General features: G+C 35.2%; 14 protein-coding genes. 7 read left to right on the top strand and 7 right to left on the bottom strand.

Going from position 1 to position 17,604, the window contains the following annotated elements; translation table 11 throughout:
• Window position 1 precedes the first annotated feature (1 nt).
• From IL45_RS09455 to IL45_RS09440, 4 genes are all read left to right on the top strand, one after another.
• On the top strand, window positions 2-574 hold the full coding sequence (locus IL45_RS09455; RefSeq protein ID WP_036583187.1) for a hypothetical protein: 573 nt from the start codon (window positions 2-4) through the stop codon (window positions 572-574).
• A 13-nt stretch (window positions 575-587) separates the two neighbouring features.
• Entirely contained in the window at window positions 588-1,166 is a 579-nt protein-coding gene (locus tag IL45_RS09450) for a hypothetical protein (protein WP_146128631.1), read from the top strand.
• 136 nt (window positions 1,167-1,302) lie between these two features.
• Window positions 1,303-4,710, top strand: coding sequence for a hypothetical protein (locus IL45_RS09445; protein ID WP_036583184.1), 3,408 nt, complete (start codon window positions 1,303-1,305; stop codon window positions 4,708-4,710).
• A 161-nt stretch (window positions 4,711-4,871) separates the two neighbouring features.
• Entirely contained in the window at window positions 4,872-5,309 is a 438-nt protein-coding gene (locus IL45_RS09440; RefSeq protein ID WP_036583183.1) for a hypothetical protein, read from the top strand.
• A gap of 153 nt (window positions 5,310-5,462) precedes the next feature.
• On the opposite strand, the gene IL45_RS09435 is transcribed toward IL45_RS09440, so the two are convergent.
• A complete protein-coding gene (locus IL45_RS09435) occupies window positions 5,463-7,010 on the bottom strand; it encodes a glycine--tRNA ligase (protein WP_036583182.1) in 1,548 nt (515 codons plus the stop codon).
• A gap of 121 nt (window positions 7,011-7,131) precedes the next feature.
• Window positions 7,132-8,013, bottom strand: a complete 882-nt coding sequence (locus tag IL45_RS09430; protein WP_036583181.1) for a hypothetical protein — start codon at window positions 8,011-8,013, stop codon at window positions 7,132-7,134.
• Window positions 8,014-8,061: 48 nt separating this feature from the next.
• Between IL45_RS09430 and IL45_RS09425 the strand changes: the two genes are divergently transcribed.
• Together IL45_RS09425 and IL45_RS09420 are read left to right on the top strand one after the other, a co-directional pair.
• Window positions 8,062-8,748 (top strand): ComF family protein, encoded by a 687-nt coding sequence (locus tag IL45_RS09425; protein WP_036583180.1) that lies wholly within the window; start codon window positions 8,062-8,064, stop codon window positions 8,746-8,748.
• Between the two features lie 78 nt (window positions 8,749-8,826).
• Window positions 8,827-10,425, top strand: coding sequence for an Ig-like domain-containing protein (locus IL45_RS09420; protein WP_036583179.1), 1,599 nt, complete (start codon window positions 8,827-8,829; stop codon window positions 10,423-10,425).
• Here IL45_RS09420 and IL45_RS09415 read toward each other — a convergent pair.
• Window positions 10,412-11,191, bottom strand: coding sequence for a nitrilase family protein (locus IL45_RS09415; protein WP_036583178.1), 780 nt, complete (start codon window positions 11,189-11,191; stop codon window positions 10,412-10,414). The genes IL45_RS09420 and IL45_RS09415 overlap by 14 nt on opposite strands.
• A gap of 49 nt (window positions 11,192-11,240) precedes the next feature.
• Window positions 11,241-12,377 carry a methionine aminotransferase gene (locus tag IL45_RS09410; protein ID WP_036583177.1) on the bottom strand — a complete coding sequence of 379 codons (1,137 nt, stop codon included), beginning with the start codon at window positions 12,375-12,377 and terminating at the stop codon, window positions 11,241-11,243.
• 354 nt (window positions 12,378-12,731) lie between these two features.
• Here IL45_RS09410 and IL45_RS09405 point away from each other — a divergent pair, with 354 nt between their 5' ends.
• The gene (locus tag IL45_RS09405; protein WP_036583171.1) at window positions 12,732-13,730 is read left to right on the top strand and encodes a fasciclin domain-containing protein; all 999 of its coding nucleotides are present in this window, start codon (window positions 12,732-12,734) and stop codon (window positions 13,728-13,730) included.
• Between the two features lie 138 nt (window positions 13,731-13,868).
• Here the strand turns inward: IL45_RS09405 and IL45_RS09400 are convergent, their stop codons facing one another.
• From IL45_RS09400 to IL45_RS09390, 3 genes are read right to left on the bottom strand one after another with little or no spacing between them, the layout of a single operon-like run.
• Window positions 13,869-14,609: a succinate dehydrogenase/fumarate reductase iron-sulfur subunit gene (locus tag IL45_RS09400; RefSeq protein ID WP_036583169.1), complete on the bottom strand. Its 741-nt coding sequence runs from the start codon at window positions 14,607-14,609 to the stop codon at window positions 13,869-13,871.
• A gap of 55 nt (window positions 14,610-14,664) precedes the next feature.
• The gene (locus IL45_RS09395; RefSeq protein ID WP_036583167.1) at window positions 14,665-16,668 is read right to left on the bottom strand and encodes a fumarate reductase/succinate dehydrogenase flavoprotein subunit; all 2,004 of its coding nucleotides are present in this window, start codon (window positions 16,666-16,668) and stop codon (window positions 14,665-14,667) included.
• A 12-nt stretch (window positions 16,669-16,680) separates the two neighbouring features.
• A complete protein-coding gene (locus IL45_RS09390; protein WP_036583165.1) occupies window positions 16,681-17,343 on the bottom strand; it encodes a succinate dehydrogenase cytochrome b subunit in 663 nt (220 codons plus the stop codon).
• Window positions 17,344-17,604: the final 261 nt, after the last annotated feature.

The raw sequence follows: 17,604 nt of genomic DNA, 5'->3' as shown, positions 1-17,604 counted from the left end.
TATGAAATTTTTTTTTAAATGTGTTTTAATATTTATTTCAACATTTGGATACTCTCAAAATGAATACTATGAGAAGTCCCATGAGCTTGTTGAGAAAATTCATGAATATGGAAGGGCTTTTACCTACATACCTGATAAATTTGATTTAGCAGAAAAGTCAATCGCCTTCAAGAATGATTCGTGTTTTGATGAGCTCATTTTAAAATTGATGCTATCGCCTAAAAGAAGAGTTGATTCCATAAGCGATAATTCGATTTATGAAAAGCGTGATTCAATTACTTTAAATCATTTATCTCTTAAATCAAATTGGACGGTATTGGATTATGATGAAGAACTAACACCAAAGTTTTGGAATCCTGATTTAATGCAATACGTAAAAACTGTAAAAGAAGTAGATTTTAAATGGCGTACAAGTAATTATTCAATAGTTGGAGCTGTGCTTTTTAATGATAACTTTTCTATAGTTTGTATGGGTACAAAAAGATTCTATTGGTGTAGAGTCTTTGAATTAGTTGACGATAAATGGGTTTTGCAAATGGGTCACACAAGTCCTACGGGATTAGGGAAAGAATAAATATAACATCTAGATGGTAAGAATTACAATCTGCATATTAGTGTTAATTCCGTTTTTGGCTTACACTCAGTTAGAACTTAAAAATTGTGAAAACAACAAAGAACTTTGCCTAGAGTCATATCTCTTAAAATGGAGAGGAACTTATTCGCGAGAGTTTAATGTTGTGAAACACACTTTTCCAGATGAGTTTGATAAGAGATTCGATAATGAATTATTAGACTCTATTTATTCTTATTATGACTTAAAAGGAGATAGTTTAAGGCGTGATAATTTTAAGAGAATTTATTCAAGGTATGATTATTATGATTTAGAAAAACATTTTAATAAAAATCAAAAAATCACATTTTTAGACACTTTAGAAATTAAAAAGTCAAAAAAAGTGTTTAGATTCATAGAGAGCTTTTATTATCAAGATAACTATATGATAGTTCAATACTCACTAGTTAATCAAAGGATATTGGAAGTTTTAAAGTTCGATAAAAGTCTAAATGGATATGAAATTATTGCATCGGTAATTAAAGAAAAAATTTATAATTATGATGGAAGCTTTTATTATAAATATCATTACAGAAAGACGGACTACAAAAAATAATATTTCAAAACCTCAAGAACTCCACTTGAGGTATTTTGTTTCTTCTTAGATGTTGAGATTACAAGATTTCCCACCACAAAACACCATTACTACTTACAATTAAAATATTTTTGAAGAGAATCTGTTTTAATCTTGCATGAAACACGCACTTGCTTCTTTACTCACACTTTTTTGCGCGCTCGCTAGCGCACAAGAGTATGTAAATGTGAAAAAAGTGCGTCGTGCGGTGACAGACAGTATACAGTTGGATAGCATCAGTATTAATCCATCCTATTTCAAGATAGTAGATAGTCGCGGCATGCCAGTAGATTCAACAGCTTATCAGGTAGATTTTGTAAAAGCGATGCTAAGTATTAAAGATGCTACTGCGATAAAAACAGATTCTATAGATATACAGTTCTTACCATTTCCAGAATTTTTAACCAGAACTTACCAGCTATACGATCCTAAAATTATTCTAGAAAATGAAACGGCTCAAGAACGTGTAGTTGCCATGCGACAACCTACAGTGCAGCGCAATTATGTGCCATTTAATGGATTGAACACCACAGGCTCTATTACACGAGGATTGCGAGTAGGTAATAATCAAAACTCTGTTGTAGATTCAGAGCTGGATTTAAGAATCTCTGGAGCGCTGTCTGATAAAGTCTCTTTGCGTGCTTCCATTCAAGACGCAAACGTACCACAAACTCAGAATGGCTATTCACAACGCCTCGATGAATTTGACCAGATTTTTATAGAACTCTATAGCGATGACTGGAATATCAGAGCTGGAGACGTAGACCTCATTCAAACCGATTCTTACTTCAATAACTTCACCAAACGTGTTCAAGGAATCTCTGGTCAGGTCAAATTTGAAGGCGATGATTCTCAAGGCTATGTTCAGGCAGCTGGTGCTTTAGTACGTGGTATTTTTAATATCTCCAGATTCACTGGTCAAGAAGGTAACCAAGGCCCATATAAGTTAACCGGTCGTAATGGTGAGTTATTTATACTGGTCGTCTCTGGTAGTGAGCGTGTTTTTGTAAATGGTGTGCCGCTTACAAGAGGTGAAAATGCAGACTATGTCATAGATTATAACGCTGGCGAGGTGCGCTTTAATGCTACGTTTCCTATTACCAGTGAAATGCGTATTTCTATAGAATATCAGTACAGTGAACGTAATTTCACCCGTTTTGTAGGCTATGCAAAAGGTGGCTATGAGACTGATAAACTAGAGGTAGAAACCTATATCTATACTGAGAGTGATGCCAAAAATCAGCCGCTACAGCAAAATTTAACAGAAGATCAAGTTACCATTCTCGCTGCCGCAGGAGATAATGAAGATCTCGCTATTGCACCTAGTGCGGTAGAGGACACATTTTCTGAAAATAAGATCCTATATCGCAAAGAAACCATTGCTGGTGTAGAACGATTTGTTTTTTCGCAAGATTCTAATGATGAGCTATTCAATGTACGATTCTCTTTTGTAGGTGAGAATCAAGGAGATTATGTGCTCGTAAATGACCAAGCGATTGCAAATATTTATGAATATGTCGCACCTATTGCAGGAGTGTCGCAAGGTAGTTTTGCACCTGTAATTAGATTATTTGCACCAGAAATCATAACAATTGCTGGTGCTAAAGCCCGATATGTACCTTCTAAAACCACTATTCTAGATACTGAAATTGCAGCCAGCAGTAATGACTTGAATCGCTTTTCAAGCATAGATGATGATGATAATCGTGGTGTTGCTGTAAAACTCGCTGTGCAACAGCAGGTATGGAAAAAGGACTCACTTACCACTTTAAGAGCTCGTGTAAAGTCTGATTATATTGACCAAAACTTTCGCAATGTAGAACGTGTTTATAATATTGAATTTAATCGTGATTGGAACTTAGACGTCATCACCGGTAATCAACTCTTTTCTACAATTGGATTGGATTATGTGCAAGATTCCACCTTACGAGCTACTTATGAATTAGAACATCTGGAGTTTTCTGATAGCTATAGTGGTAATAGACACAACTTAAATGGTGTATATCGTGATGGTGGATGGACAGCACGCTTTCGCGGAAGCGTACTCAACACAAACGCTACTGCTCTAGAATCACAATTTTACAGAGCCAATGCTGATGTGGTAAAACGATTTAATAATAAATGGATAGGTGCTCGATATGAGACAGAAGATAATCAGCAAACCGTGCTTGCTGATCGCAGTCTGACGGCATTATCTCAACGTTTTGCAGGTTATGAAGTCTATACTGGAGTAGGAGATAGTACTGCTGTTTTTGTAGAAGTAGGTTATAGAAATCGTGTAAATGATAGTTTGCGATTGGGTAATCTAGAGCGTGTTAACAGGTCTAATAATTATTACATAAGATCACAACCTATTAAAGATGAGTTGAGTAGTTTAAAGATCTATGCAAATTATCGTGTGCTTAAAAGCGAAATAGAAACTATAGAAGATGAGGTGTCTTTTAATAGCAGACTTCAATACCAGCGCAAATTTTTTGATAAAAAAGTATTGTGGAATACGACTTATGAGACCAACAGTTCTACGATACCGCGACAGGATTTTACTTATGTAGCGGTTAATCCAGGACAAGGAACTTTTACCTGGATAGATTATAACGGCGATGGGATACAAGATTTAAATGAGTTTGAAGTGGCACAATTTCAAGATCAAGGGCGCTTTGTGCGCATTTTATTGCCCAATCAGGTCTTTGTACCTACACATCAAAATAAGTTTTCTCAAACACTTACCTTAAATCCCAGCTCGTGGTCGCAAAGCGATGGTTATAAAAAGGTGTTATCTCATTTCTACAATCAGACCAGTTATTTGATTGATCGTATGGTAGAGAGAGAAGGAGCTACGTTTGATTTGAATCCTTTCGGCTCAGGAGATAATCAGCTAGGATTAAATCTCAATTTTAGAAACAGTCTGTTTTTTAATCGTGGTAAACAGAAGTATACTACTAATTACACCTACATCAGTAGTGTAAATGAAAACTTGCAAAGTATAGGTAGTCTGAGTAGTGATATAGAAAGTCATCAACTAGGTTTTATTCATAAAATTAAGGAAAGTTGGTTGTTTACCTTAGACGCTCAAACAGGTTTTAACGCTAGTGAAAGCGAAAACTTTACAAATCGCAATTTTAAAATTAACGAGCGTTTATTCAAGCCTCAAGTGTCTTATTTATTTGGTAATAGTAGCCGTGTAGATGTATTTTATGAATTGGAGTCTAAAGAAAATGTGGTCAATGAAGAAGCGATGCTCGATCAACAGAATATCGGTGTAAGTTGGTCTTTTAATAAAGAGCAGAGCTATGCCGTTAATGGCGAGATACGCTATGTGAAAAATGATTTTATAGGACAAGCATTTTCTCCTGTAGGTTTCCAAATGTTAGAAGGATTACAGCCAGGTACAAATTTTACCTGGAATCTATTATTCCAGAAAAACATTTCTAGTTTTCTAGATTTAAATATCTCTTATAGTGGACGTAACAGTGAAACCGCGAGAACCATTCACACCGGTAGCGTACAGTTAAAGGCTTATTTTTAAGTTAGAACTTTCTTTTTAACTAGATTCTTTACCTATTTAACACAATCAACTCGTTATTTCATAGAGTGAAAACAGCTTTACGTCAATTGATTATATAATTCGTGTAATAGGATGGCTATTTTTAATACCTAATCTAGTAGTAACAACTAAAATCGATTATTATGAAGTACCTAGTTAAAGCCTCACTATTATTTTTTATGTCCATCTTATTTTTAAGTTGTGATAATGATGATGGTATGGCAGACAATCAAAACCAATGTAATTATGAAGGACTAACCTTTGACGATGGTAGTACACAAACACTAATACCTGAAGCTCAATTACAAACAGAGCTTTTTCCTAATAATGGTGGACCTGGTGTAGCTGCTGTTGAGGTGTATGAGACATCTAATCCTGGTAATATATGGTTGCTAACAGATGCAGTTACCTTAAATGCTGTAGGGCCAGGTACATTGGGTATAAATGGTACAAATTATGCCGTGACTGTAACATGTCAGCGTGCAGGAACAGCTGTAGGTGATGAATTCCGTTTTGATGTAGTCACAGTAGGAGGACTGGAAGGTGAATTGTGTGTTGTTATTGACGCTGTAATACCTTAATTGAATTTTATACTTTTGAAAAGAGTTATATTAGAAAAACACCGTGACTATTTAGTCACGGTGTTTTTTTTAATTAAATTCTTTAGAGCTGTATAAAGCTCATTGATAAAAGATTAAAGTTAAAACCTATCCATCATCTATCAGTCTACCAGATTATATCTTTTTCAACCACTCGCTCATACTCACACGTTTTTCTATATAAGATTTTAAATCTTTAATAGCAATACGTTCTTGAGTCATCGTGTCGCGATCTCTAACGGTAACTGCATGATCTTCTTTAGTATCGTGATCTATGGTTACACAATACGGTGTACCGTTCAAATCGTGACGTGCATAACGCTTACCTATAGAGTCCTTTTCTTCATAAGCAACTTTCATAGACCACTTTAGTTCGTCTATAATTTCGTTTGCGATTTCTGGTAATCCGTCTTTCTTTAATAATGGTAAAATGGCCGCTTTAACTGGTGCAAGAACTGCAGGTAATTTAAGGACTGTGCGCTCGCCACCACCATCTAATTTTTCTTCTTGTAAAGAATTAGAGAATACAGCTAGAAACATTCTGTCTAAACCTATCGACGTTTCCAGTACATAAGGCACGTAACTTTTATTTTCTTCATGGTCAAAGAATTGTAGTTTTTTACCACTATGCTCTTCATGTGCTTTAAGGTCAAAGTCTGTACGAGAATGAATACCTTCCAATTCTTTAAAACCAAATGGGAAGTCAAATTCGATGTCTGTTGCAGCGTTTGCATAATGTGCTAGTTTCTCATGGTCATGAAAACGGTAATTTTCTTGACCCATTCCTAGTGAGTTGTGCCATGCCATACGACGTTCTTTCCAGATTTCAAACCATTCAAGTTCTGTTCCTGGTTTTACAAAATATTGCATCTCCATTTGTTCAAATTCACGCTGACGGAAAATGAATTGACGTGCAACAATCTCGTTTCTAAACGCTTTACCGGTTTGTGCTATTCCGAAAGGAATCTTCATACGACCAGTTTTTTGAACATTTAGAAAGTTTACAAAAATACCTTGAGCTGTTTCTGGTCTTAAATATAGATCTGTAGCAGTATCTGCACTGGCACCTATTTTAGTACCAAACATAAGGTTGAACTGGCGCACATCTGTCCAGTTTTTAGAACCTGTATCTGGATCTGCGATTTCAAGTTCTTCTATAAGTGCTTTTACACCAGCAAGATCTTCAGCCTCTAAAAGAGTAGCAAGTCTTGCAGTAGGTTCAGTAGCTTTCTTCATGTAACCCATCACACGTGGATTAGTCTGGCGATACATATCTGCATCAAAATCTTCACCAAATCTTTTAGCAGCTTTTGCTATTTCTTTATTGGCTTTTTGAAGATTTTTTTCACAATAGTCTTCTATTAACACATCTGCACGATAGCGTTTTTTAGAGTCTTTATTATCAATCAACGGATCATTAAAAGCATCTACGTGACCAGAGGCTTTCCATGTCGTAGGATGCATAAAAATAGCTGCATCTATACCTACGATGTCTTGGTTTAATTGCGTCATCGCTTGCCACCAGTATTCTCTGATGTTTTTCTTTAACTCTACACCGTTTTGACCATAGTCGTAAACAGCGCTTAATCCATCATAGATTTCGCTTGATTGAAAAACATACCCGTACTCTTTTGCATGTGAGAGTACTTTTTTAAACTGATCTTGATCGTTGTTCTTTGCCATAGCTGCAAATGTAAAAAAAAGGCTCTTTGCAACGATATGATTTTGTTTATTTCGCTTTCGCGAAAGCGTAAAATAAAAAACACGCCCTAAAGCGTGTTTAAATAATTATTTGTATAAGTGTTTATCTAAGTGCCAGTTCTGAACTACTGACTCTTATACCACCATTATATAGATTGATGCGATATGTTCCTTTAACGATGTCATCCTCGTTGGATTGAACAAGTTCACAAATATCAAGTTCTTGGCCTTTGTAATTAAAAGAAACTACCTTAGAATACGTTAATTCTTGATCTTCAAATTGTTGCTTTTTCTTGAGTCCTAACACATTGTTATCTGGGTTAATCACTTGCAAGTAAAAAGACTGAACACCAGTAGGTGCAAGTGCATTTTGAGGTAGTGTAAAGCATACTTTTAAATCATCTACACGTCGCGCACGATCGTTTTCTATTTCTTTCCCGCTACTTCTTATAATAACTCCTTTTGTCTTAAAGTTAGTAGGTAAAAGAGTGGCTGCTTTTGCCATGCTTTCATTAAGGTTGTCAATTTGTGTTGATTTATTAGTGCTAGCGATGATTTCTTCATTAAGTACTTGTAAAGTGCTGTCTTTAACACGAACTAGAGTCTCGTTTTCTCGTTCAAGTACATAAACACGTGCCGCAAGAACCTCACGCTCGTCTTTTATTTTTACTAATTCTTTACGCAGTCTAGCAAGTATGGCTACATTAGGTTCTAATCTGTTTACAGAGTCTTTAAGTCTAGTGATGCGTTCTTTAGCAGCTTCTAGGTCGCTAGTGATTGCAGTTCCTTTTTCGATTTCTATTAAATATTCTTTTTCGATGTTATCGAGTGCTTTTTCAATCTCTGTTTTTTCAATTCCTAATTGAGTAGTGATAGCCTCGTTTTTATGATGTGCTCTGTAGGTGTAACTTCCTAAGATTATTAACAATAGGACTGCTAGTCCTAGTAATATCTTTAATAAACGGTTGTCTTTTTGAGTTCCCATAATGTTATCTTTAGTCTTTTAACGCTATAAACGTACTAAATAATATATATGAAGCGCTGGATATATGATTTCTTTAACTTACTCTATCCAGAGTTGTGTGTAGGTTGTGAGAGCGTTCTTACTACTGGTGAGAACTTGCTTTGTACCTCATGCCGTACGCATTTGCCATTAACTAATTTTCATAAAACAAGTGATGAAAAAATGCGCGAACTTTTTTATACTCGTATCGATGTCCAACATGTTACAAGCTTATTTTATTATGAAAAAATAGGTGCAGTACAGCAAATGATTCATCAATTAAAGTATCGTAAAAAAGAAGAAATAAGCAGTTTTATAGGCTCTTGGCTAGGACAAGAATTAATTGAATGCGATCTTTTTATGGATGTAGATGTAGTAGTACCTGTGCCAGTTCATCCTAAACGGCTTAAAAAACGTGGCTATAATCAGGTCGCTGGATTTGGAAATGAGCTTGCACAAATTTTAAATGCAAGTTATCGCGATGACATTTTAGTGAAAACTAAAAATACAATTAATCAAGCACGATTGAATCAAACGCAACGTAGTGATGAATCTAATAATCCATATCAACTTGTAGGATCCTTACCTCAAGGCACACATGTCTTAATAGTTGATGATGTCATTACCACAGGTACGACATTAGTTTTGTGTGCTAGAGCGTTATTAAGTATTTCTGATATAAAGATCTCTATAGCCACAATGGCAATATCAGTATAAACTGCCTTGTAAGTGTAATTCATAAAACTTTTCTATCTTTTACATAATCATAGTACCTTGCAGTCGTTATACTATACTGTGAAAAAGACCATTTTAAATATAGCGTTAGTTTTATCCATTACCATTTTATTGGTTCAATGTGCAAAACGTGGTAACCCTACCGGTGGACCTATAGATGAGGAACCACCTGTCATCTTACGTGCTTATCCCGATAATTATAGTGTTAATTTCAAGGCTCAAGAGATTGAAATAACTTTTGATGAATATATCAAATTACAAGATTTACAAAAACAGTTAGTTGTTTCTCCACCTCTTAAGAACCGACCTATAGTAACACCGCAAGGTAGCGCGTCTAAAAAAATGACCATTACCATTACAGATACACTAGCGCCTAATACAACTTATACGCTCAATTTTGGGCAGAGTATAGTCGATAATAATGAATCAAATCCATATCCGTTTTTTAGATATGTTTTCAGCACGGGAACTTATATTGATTCTCTACAGCTTAATGGTAAAATAACAGATGCCTTCAATTATAAAGCAGACGACTTTGTTAATGTATTACTCTATAAAATGGATGAAGAGTATACGGATTCGTTGGTTTTTAAAGGACCGCCGTTGTACGTATTAAATACATTGGATAGTTTAAAAACCTTTACCATGGAGAATCTTGCTGCTGGTGAATACCGACTAGTAGGAGTTAAAGAAGAAAATAGTGACCTAAAATTCAATCCGCGTACTGATAAAATAGGTTATGTGACAAAGGCTGTTACTGTACCTAGTGATGAGGTTTATGAATTAAAAATGTTTCAACCAGAACTAGATCCTAGCGTTAAAAAAATTACTCACGAAGGTAAAACTAAGTTGTATGTAGCATATACAGGTAGGTTAGATTCTCTAAATGTTAAATCTCAAGAAAAGGACCTTTTTACTAAAACTAGAATTACAAAATTAGAAAAATCAGATACGTTACAATTTTGGTTTCAGCCAGAGATTGATAGGGATAGTGTCTTTTTAGATGTAAAGTATAAAGAATTTGAAGACTCAAAACGAGTTTTAATTAAAGAACGATTTGTAGATAGTCTAATTGTTAAAAAACAAAAAGATTTGTCATTATCTAATCCATTAGTCCTTACCGCGAGTACACCTATAGAATCTTTTGACCTTTCTAAGTTTAAGGTTATAGATAAAGACTCTATAGCCATTGAATTTGACGCTCAATTAGATGTATTAAAAAACGAATTGACAATAAATTTTGAGAAAAATGAAATGCAACGTTATAAGGTAGATGTCTTACCAGGTGCAATAATTGACTTTTATGGCGAGACTACCGATACTTTAGCTTTTAATGGCACTACAAGGTCAACATCTGATTACGGAAATATGGAAATCACCCTTTCATCTGGTACTCAATGGCCAGCAATTGTTCAAATAGTAAAGGAAGATTTAACCGTGATCAATGAGCAAATAGCTATTGACAATGGAGTATATGCCTTTGAGAATTTGGATCCAGGAAGTTATTTAATTCGTGTCATTTATGATGACAATGCAAATGGAAGATACGATACGGGTAATTTTCTAAAAGGATTACAGCCAGAAACTGTTGTTTATTTGCCAGAAGTAATTACGTTACAAGCAAACTGGGATGTGCGTGAAACGGTTATATTAAAGTAAACGGATCTCTATCTTCTAGAAATCTCAATTTAGACCTCAACTTTAAAACGTGCTCTTTTTTAAGTAGAACTGTTTTAATATTTTGGTTTTCCCATGGATGTTCAATAGACTCTTCTCCTAAAACATTGTAAACTTGGGAATGACCATTGTAATCCATACCACTGCCATCAACACCAGTGCGGTTAACACCTATTGCATAGCACATGTTTTCAATTGCTCTAGCCTTTAAAAGTGCATCCCATGCATTAACTCTAGGAACTGGCCAGTTTGCGACATAGATAAGCACATCATAATCTTGTGTATTTCTAGCAAACACAGGAAACCTTAAATCATAACATATCTGTAAATTAAATTTCCATCCCAGATAGTCGGCAATAACAGGCTGTTTCCCACTGTCGTATACTTTTTGTTCACCAGCGAGTGTAAATCGGTGTTTTTTATCATATAAAGTGTAGGTGCCATTAGGGCGCATAAAAATGCCGCGATTTACATACCTATTTCCTTCTTGAAACATGACACTACCATAGATGGCAAAACCACCTTTTTTTGCATGAGCTTTAAGGTGCTTATAAATCTTTTCATCACTGGCTAGTTCTTCAGGATGCATAGAAAAGCCAGTCGTAAACATTTCAGGTAGAATGACTAGATCTGTGATGCCATATAGTTGTTCAAGCTTTCGCGAAAATTCGACAAGATTAGCCTTAGGGTTTTCCCAGACTAAATGTGTTTGTATTAAACTTACTCTTATATCTTCTTTAGATTTCATTAATCAATTTATCTTTTGTAAAAATAGTTGCTAATTTATAAGAACCGAATTATAGACTATTTAAAATTTGAGCGGCTTTTATGATTTCATGGTCTTCTTTAGCAAAGCAAAATCGTAGCATTTTTGGGTCAGTACCATTCATAAAGACGGATATAGGTATCGCAGCAATTTTGTAGTCAATGGTTAACCTTCTAGCAAAAGTGACATCATTTTCATCAGTAATGGAAGCATAATCTAATAATTGAAAATACGTTCCTTGGGAAGCGTCAAATGAAAATTTACTGTCTTTAATCGAATTTAAAAACAAATCTCTTTTACGTTGATAGAATGATGCTAATTCAAGATATCTGCTTTCTTCTTGTATATAATTGGCTATTGCAATTTGTGCAGGATGATTAATACTGAACACAAGGTATTGATGGACTTTATAGAATTCTTTCATTAAATATGCTGGAGCGAGACAATAGCCTGTTTTCCAACCTGTGACATGAAATGTTTTACCAAAACTAGCTGTGATAAAACTACGCTTTTTAAGTTCAGGATACCTTGCGGCACTTAAATGTGCGTTATTATCAAAAGTAATATGTTCATATACCTCATCGCTTAATACAATTAAGTTATGTTGAACCGCTAGACGTTCTAATTGTATCATATCATCATGATTTAACATCTTACCACTAGGATTATGTGGTGAGTTAATCATTATCATCGCAGTTTTATCATTTATATGATCAATTACTTTTTGCCAGTCTATATTGAAATCGGGTAATTTCATAGGTATTTCTACCGCAATACCACCGGCCATTTGTATCGCAGGTACATAAGAGTCATATGCTGGTGTAAAGACTATTACCTCGTCACCCGAGTGAATTATTGCCTGTATTGCAGTGAATATGGCCTGAGTAGCACCGGCAGTTATACATATTTCATTACCTGGATGGTAGTTAGCTTGATGAAGTTTCAACATTTTAAGAGATATTGATTCTCTTAAAAAAGTCACTCCTGCCATAGGAGCATATTGATTGTAATTATTTTCAATTGCTGCGGTATGATAATCCTTTAAAATAGTGTCAACAGGGAAGCTAGGAAAGCCTTGAGATAAATTTAAAGCATTGTTTTTATGAGCTAAGTTGCTCATAATGGAGAATATAGAATCTTTAGTATTGGGTAGTTTAGAGTTCAGCATACTCTAATATAGTTAAAATACAAAAGGGTGATTTTAACATTTGTTAATCTAACTGTGAATTAACTGTTAATTGTCAGTAACGGCGTGCAAATTTAATCCATTTCACTTTAAAATCTGTTAAAACACAAAATAAATCGTTAACAAGACATAAAATCGACGAAATGCGTAATACAACGATTACATGATAATACTAGTTTGACGGATGCTAAAGCATTGTTATACTGTGTTTTATGGTGATTTGTATAGATCGATTAGGAAAACTTTGGCAGTGACTTTCAACGATTTACGTTCGATTAAACTCAAAATAACTGGTTGAAGCGCTAATTTTGGATAACACCAATTAACAATAAGATCATGAAAAACTTTACTTTACTTTTAAAATTATCTTTAATCGCCGCTTTCTTTGTTTCCTGTAGTGGAGACGAACTAACTAATTCAGACCTTTATCAAGAAGAGGTTCCTCAAAAAATTGCAGACTATGTAGGTAGCGACTCTAATTACACTATATTCAATGATGCTATATTGGGTAGTGAAATACAAGACTGGTTAGCACATCAAGAAAACATTACCTTATTTGCTCCTACAAATGTTGCTTTTGAAAATTATCTTTCTCAAAATGGAATGACTAGTATTAATCAAATTCCTCAAGATGAGCTAGCTCAGTTGCTTAAAAATCATGTGATTCAATCAGAGCTTTTAATTAGTGACTTAAATACAGTAGAAGAGCTTTTTGTAGAGACTATGGCTCAAACTTCTTTTGAATCTTCTTCTCATGTTATGTCTATCATTTCTAATCATGATGGTCTTAAGATTAATGGAGTTCCTGTAATCACACCAGATATGTTGTTTGTAAATGGAGTGGTACATTCTGTTGATCAAATTGTAGAGCTATCAACTGCGAGAACATTTATTAATGAATGCCTTGAATTCTCTAGTTTCAAATCTTTAATAGAAGCTTCTGCAGACGCTTCTACGGCCTTTACTACTTTAGAATCTAAATTTCAATCTGGTTTATCTCAAGAACTTACTGTTTTCGTTCCAGATAATGCTGCAGTAGACACTTTTCTAGCAGGATTGAATGCAGGTGATACTAATAATAATATAGCTCAATCAATCAACTTTGCGATAAGCACTCAATTGTCATTTCAAGAGAACTATGAGGTAAGTGAGCTGTCTGACGGTTTAGTTATTTCAACACTAGGTTCTGATGTTTCAACTTCTATGAATTCACAAAGCGATATTACTTTTAGTACAGGTCCTTTTAGTGAAGTGGTTAAATTCCGCTCCCAAGACTTTACTTCTATTCAAACTTCAAATGGTATCTTATTATTAACAGATAAAGTATTGTTCTAGACTATAAGTACTTCATGATTTATATAAATAAAGCTCCTAGTATATACTAGGAGCTTTATTTATGAAACAAGATTAATTAAAAAAACTCCATCTATTAAAAGATGGAGTTTTTTAATACTTAAGTATTTTAACTACTTACTAGATATTTGCTTTTAAATATTCGCTGTTCATACGTGCGATATTTTCTAACTTAATTCCTTTAGGACATTCAATCATACAAGCTCCTGTATTTGTACAGTTACCGAATCCTTCAATATCCATCTGGCGAACCATGTTTTGAACACGATCTGTAGCCTCAATTTCACCTTGTGGTAATAAGGCGTATTGAGAAACTTTAGCGCTTGTAAATAACATCGCACTAGCATTTTTACATGCTGCAACACAAGCTCCACAACCTATACAGGTAGCCGAGTGAAATGCCTCGTCTGCTTTTGCTTTCTCAATAGGAATGGAGTTAGCATCTTGAGTATTACCAGAGGTATTTACAGACACATAAGCACCAGCTTGTTGAATTCTATCAAAAGAAGAACGATCTACAATTAAATCTTTGATAACAGGAAACGCAGCAGCTCTCCATGGCTCAATAGTAATAGTATCACCATCGTTAAACTTTCTCATGTGCAATTGACATGTCGTCGTCAGTTTTTGAGGTCCATGAGGTTGTCCATTGATCATCATGTTACAAGATCCACAGATACCTTCACGACAGTCATGGTCAAATTCTACAGGTTCTTCACCTTTATTAACCAGTTCTTCGTTTAAGATATCCATCATTTCTAGGAAAGACATATCACCATCTACACCATCTAGTGGATAAGTAACCATTTTTCCTTTGGCTTCAGGACCAGCCTGTCTCCATATTTTTAAAGTAAGTTTCATACTTTTTATATTTAGTTTGTCACGCTTTCGCGAAAGCGGAACATTTAAAATTCAATTATTTATAAGAACGAGTTTTCAATTCTACGTTCTCAAACACTAGATTTTCCTTGTGTAATTTTGCGTCACGTGGATTCTCATTATATTCCCAAGCAGATACGTAAGCATAATTTACGTCATCTCTCAGTGCTTCACCTTCTTCTGTCTGGTACTCTTCACGGAAGTGACCACCACAGCTTTCATTTCTATCTAAAGCATCTTTTGCAAACAACTCTCCTAATTCTAGGAAATCTGCAACACGACCTGCTTTCTCTAGTTCTTGATTCTTAGTATCTGCACTACCAGGAACTTTTACGTTTTTCCAGAAATCTGCTCTCAACTCAGCTATTTCATCCATTGCAGATTTAAGGTCTGTTTCATTACGAGACATTCCACATTTATTCCACATGATTAAACCTAGCTTTTTGTGATAGTAATCTACAGAGTGTACACCAGCACCATTCATTAATTTCTCGATTCTAGCTCGAGTATCTTTTTCTGCTTGATCAAACTCAGCCGTTTCAGTAGAGATTGGGCCTGTTCTAATCTCGTCAGCTAGATAATCACCTATAGTATATGGTAATACAAAGTAACCATCTGCTAGACCTTGCATTAATGCACTAGCTCCTAGACGGTTTGCACCGTGATCAGAGAAGTTTGCTTCACCAGCTGCAAAACATCCTGGTACTGTAGTTTGTAAGTTATAATCTACCCATAATCCACCCATTGTATAGTGAACAGCTGGGAAAATCTTCATAGGTACTTCATAAGGATTCTCATCTGTAATGTTCATATACATATCAAACAAGTTACCATATTTCTTTTCTATGACTTTTTTACCTAAGGCAATCATTTCTGCCTCGCTGGCATCTTTATGACCGCTAGTAAGAGCTTCTATTTTTCCATATCTAAGGAATGAAGCGGCAAAGTCAAGATAAACAGCGTTACCTGTTTTGTTTACTCCATAACCTGCATCACAACGTTCTTTTGCTGCACGTGATGCAACATCACGAGGAACTAAGTTACCAAAGGCTGGATATCTTCTCTCTAGGTAATAATCTCTATCTTCCTCTTTAAGATCAACACCTCTTAATTTTCCTTCACGTATTGCTTTTGCATCTTCAAGATTTTTAGGAACCCAGATACGTCCATCATTACGTAGTGATTCTGACATTAAGGTCAGTTTAGATTGATGCTCGCCACTTACAGGAATACAAGTAGGGTGAATTTGTGTATAACAAGGATTTGCAAAGTGCGCACCACGACGGTGTGTTCTCCATGCAGCCATTACGTTACTTCCCATAGCATTTGTAGAAAGGAAAAATACGTTTCCATAACCACCAGAAGCGATTACAACAGCATGCGCTCCATGTCTTTCTATCTCACCGGTAACTAGGTTACGAGCGATAATTCCACGAGCTTTACCATCAACCTTAACAAGATCTAACATCTCATGACGGTTAAATGGTGTTACTTTACCACGGTTAATTTGTCTATTTAATGCAGAATATGCACCTAATAATAACTGTTGTCCTGTTTGTCCAGCTGCATAAAAAGTTCTAGAAACAAGAACACCACCAAAAGAGCGGTTGTCTAACAATCCACCATATTCACGTGCAAAAGGAACTCCTTGTGCTACACACTGGTCGATAATATTTGAAGAAACCTCTGCAAGTCTGTGAACGTTTGCTTCACGAGATCTATAGTCACCACCTTTAATAGTATCATAGAATAAACGGAAATTTGAATCTCCATCACCTTGATAGTTTTTGGCAGCATTAATTCCTCCTTGTGCGGCAATTGAGTGTGCACGACGTGGAGAATCGTTATAACAAAATGTCTTAACATTATATCCTAGCTCAGCTAGAGTTGCAGCGGCACTACCACCAGCAAGTCCAGTTCCTACAACGATAACGTCAATGTTACGTTTATTTGCAGGGTTAACTAAGTTAATGTGATTTTTATGATTTACCCACTTTTCAGCAAGTGGTCCTTTAGGTACTTTAGAATCTAATACTGACATAATTTATTATTATTAGTGAGTAAAGTGATGATACAATGCGATGAAAATAAAACCTGCAGGTATTAATACAGACCATGCATAAGTTGCTTTTTTCAAGCCTTCACCTTTATTAACTGCTTTTGCTCCCATAGACTGGAAAGAACTATTGAATCCATGCCATAAGTGCATCGCTAGTAAAACAAAAGAAACTACATAAATCCCGACTCTTACAGGACTTACAAACTTCTCTTTAAGTTCATGTAAATAGCGAGTTGGATCTTCTGGTTGAACATCTATATACTTAACGGTCATTTCATGAACCCAGAAGTCATACATGTGTAAACCTAAAAAAGCAAGAACTACAAGGCCGGTAATAATCATATTACGAGATACCCATGTTGAATTTGCATTACCAGAATATTTTGAATACTTAACTGGACGTGCTTTATTGTTTTTAATCTCAAGAGCTATTCCCATAACAAAGTGAACAATTAATCCACCTATGAGTATAGGTTGTGCAAGAAATTGAACTAATGGGTTGTAACCCATGAAGTGAGACCACTCATTAAAAGTGTCTGGTGCTATTACAGACGTAATGTTTATGACAAAATGCTGTGTTAGGAATACAACCAGAAACAGACCCGAAAGTGCCATTATCCACTTTCTAGCAATAGAAGATTTTACTAATGCGCTCATGTATAATTTTTTAGTTTGACGCAAAGATAACTTTCAGCCACTGGATTTTCAATCGTTATAGATAAAAGCATGTCTGCTCAGTCTTATTTGGATTGAATCTTAATAGCTTTGGAACTACTTTACTTATGCTATAGTAGTAATAGGCTCTTTTTCCTTACGTAGGATCTGTTAAGGTAGTGTTGGAATTTTGTGAGTGTTTAATTTTCACCTGTCGTATAAGATCTTAAATCAATCTTGTCTTTAAAGTGATGTGTTAAAATG

Origin of the sequence: Nonlabens ulvanivorans, from assembly GCF_000732625.1 — a bacterium.
GTDB lineage: Bacteria > Bacteroidota > Bacteroidia > Flavobacteriales > Flavobacteriaceae > Nonlabens > Nonlabens ulvanivorans.
The sequence above is the reverse complement of the archived record's forward strand: the minus strand, read 5'-3'. Positions and strand labels throughout refer to the sequence as shown.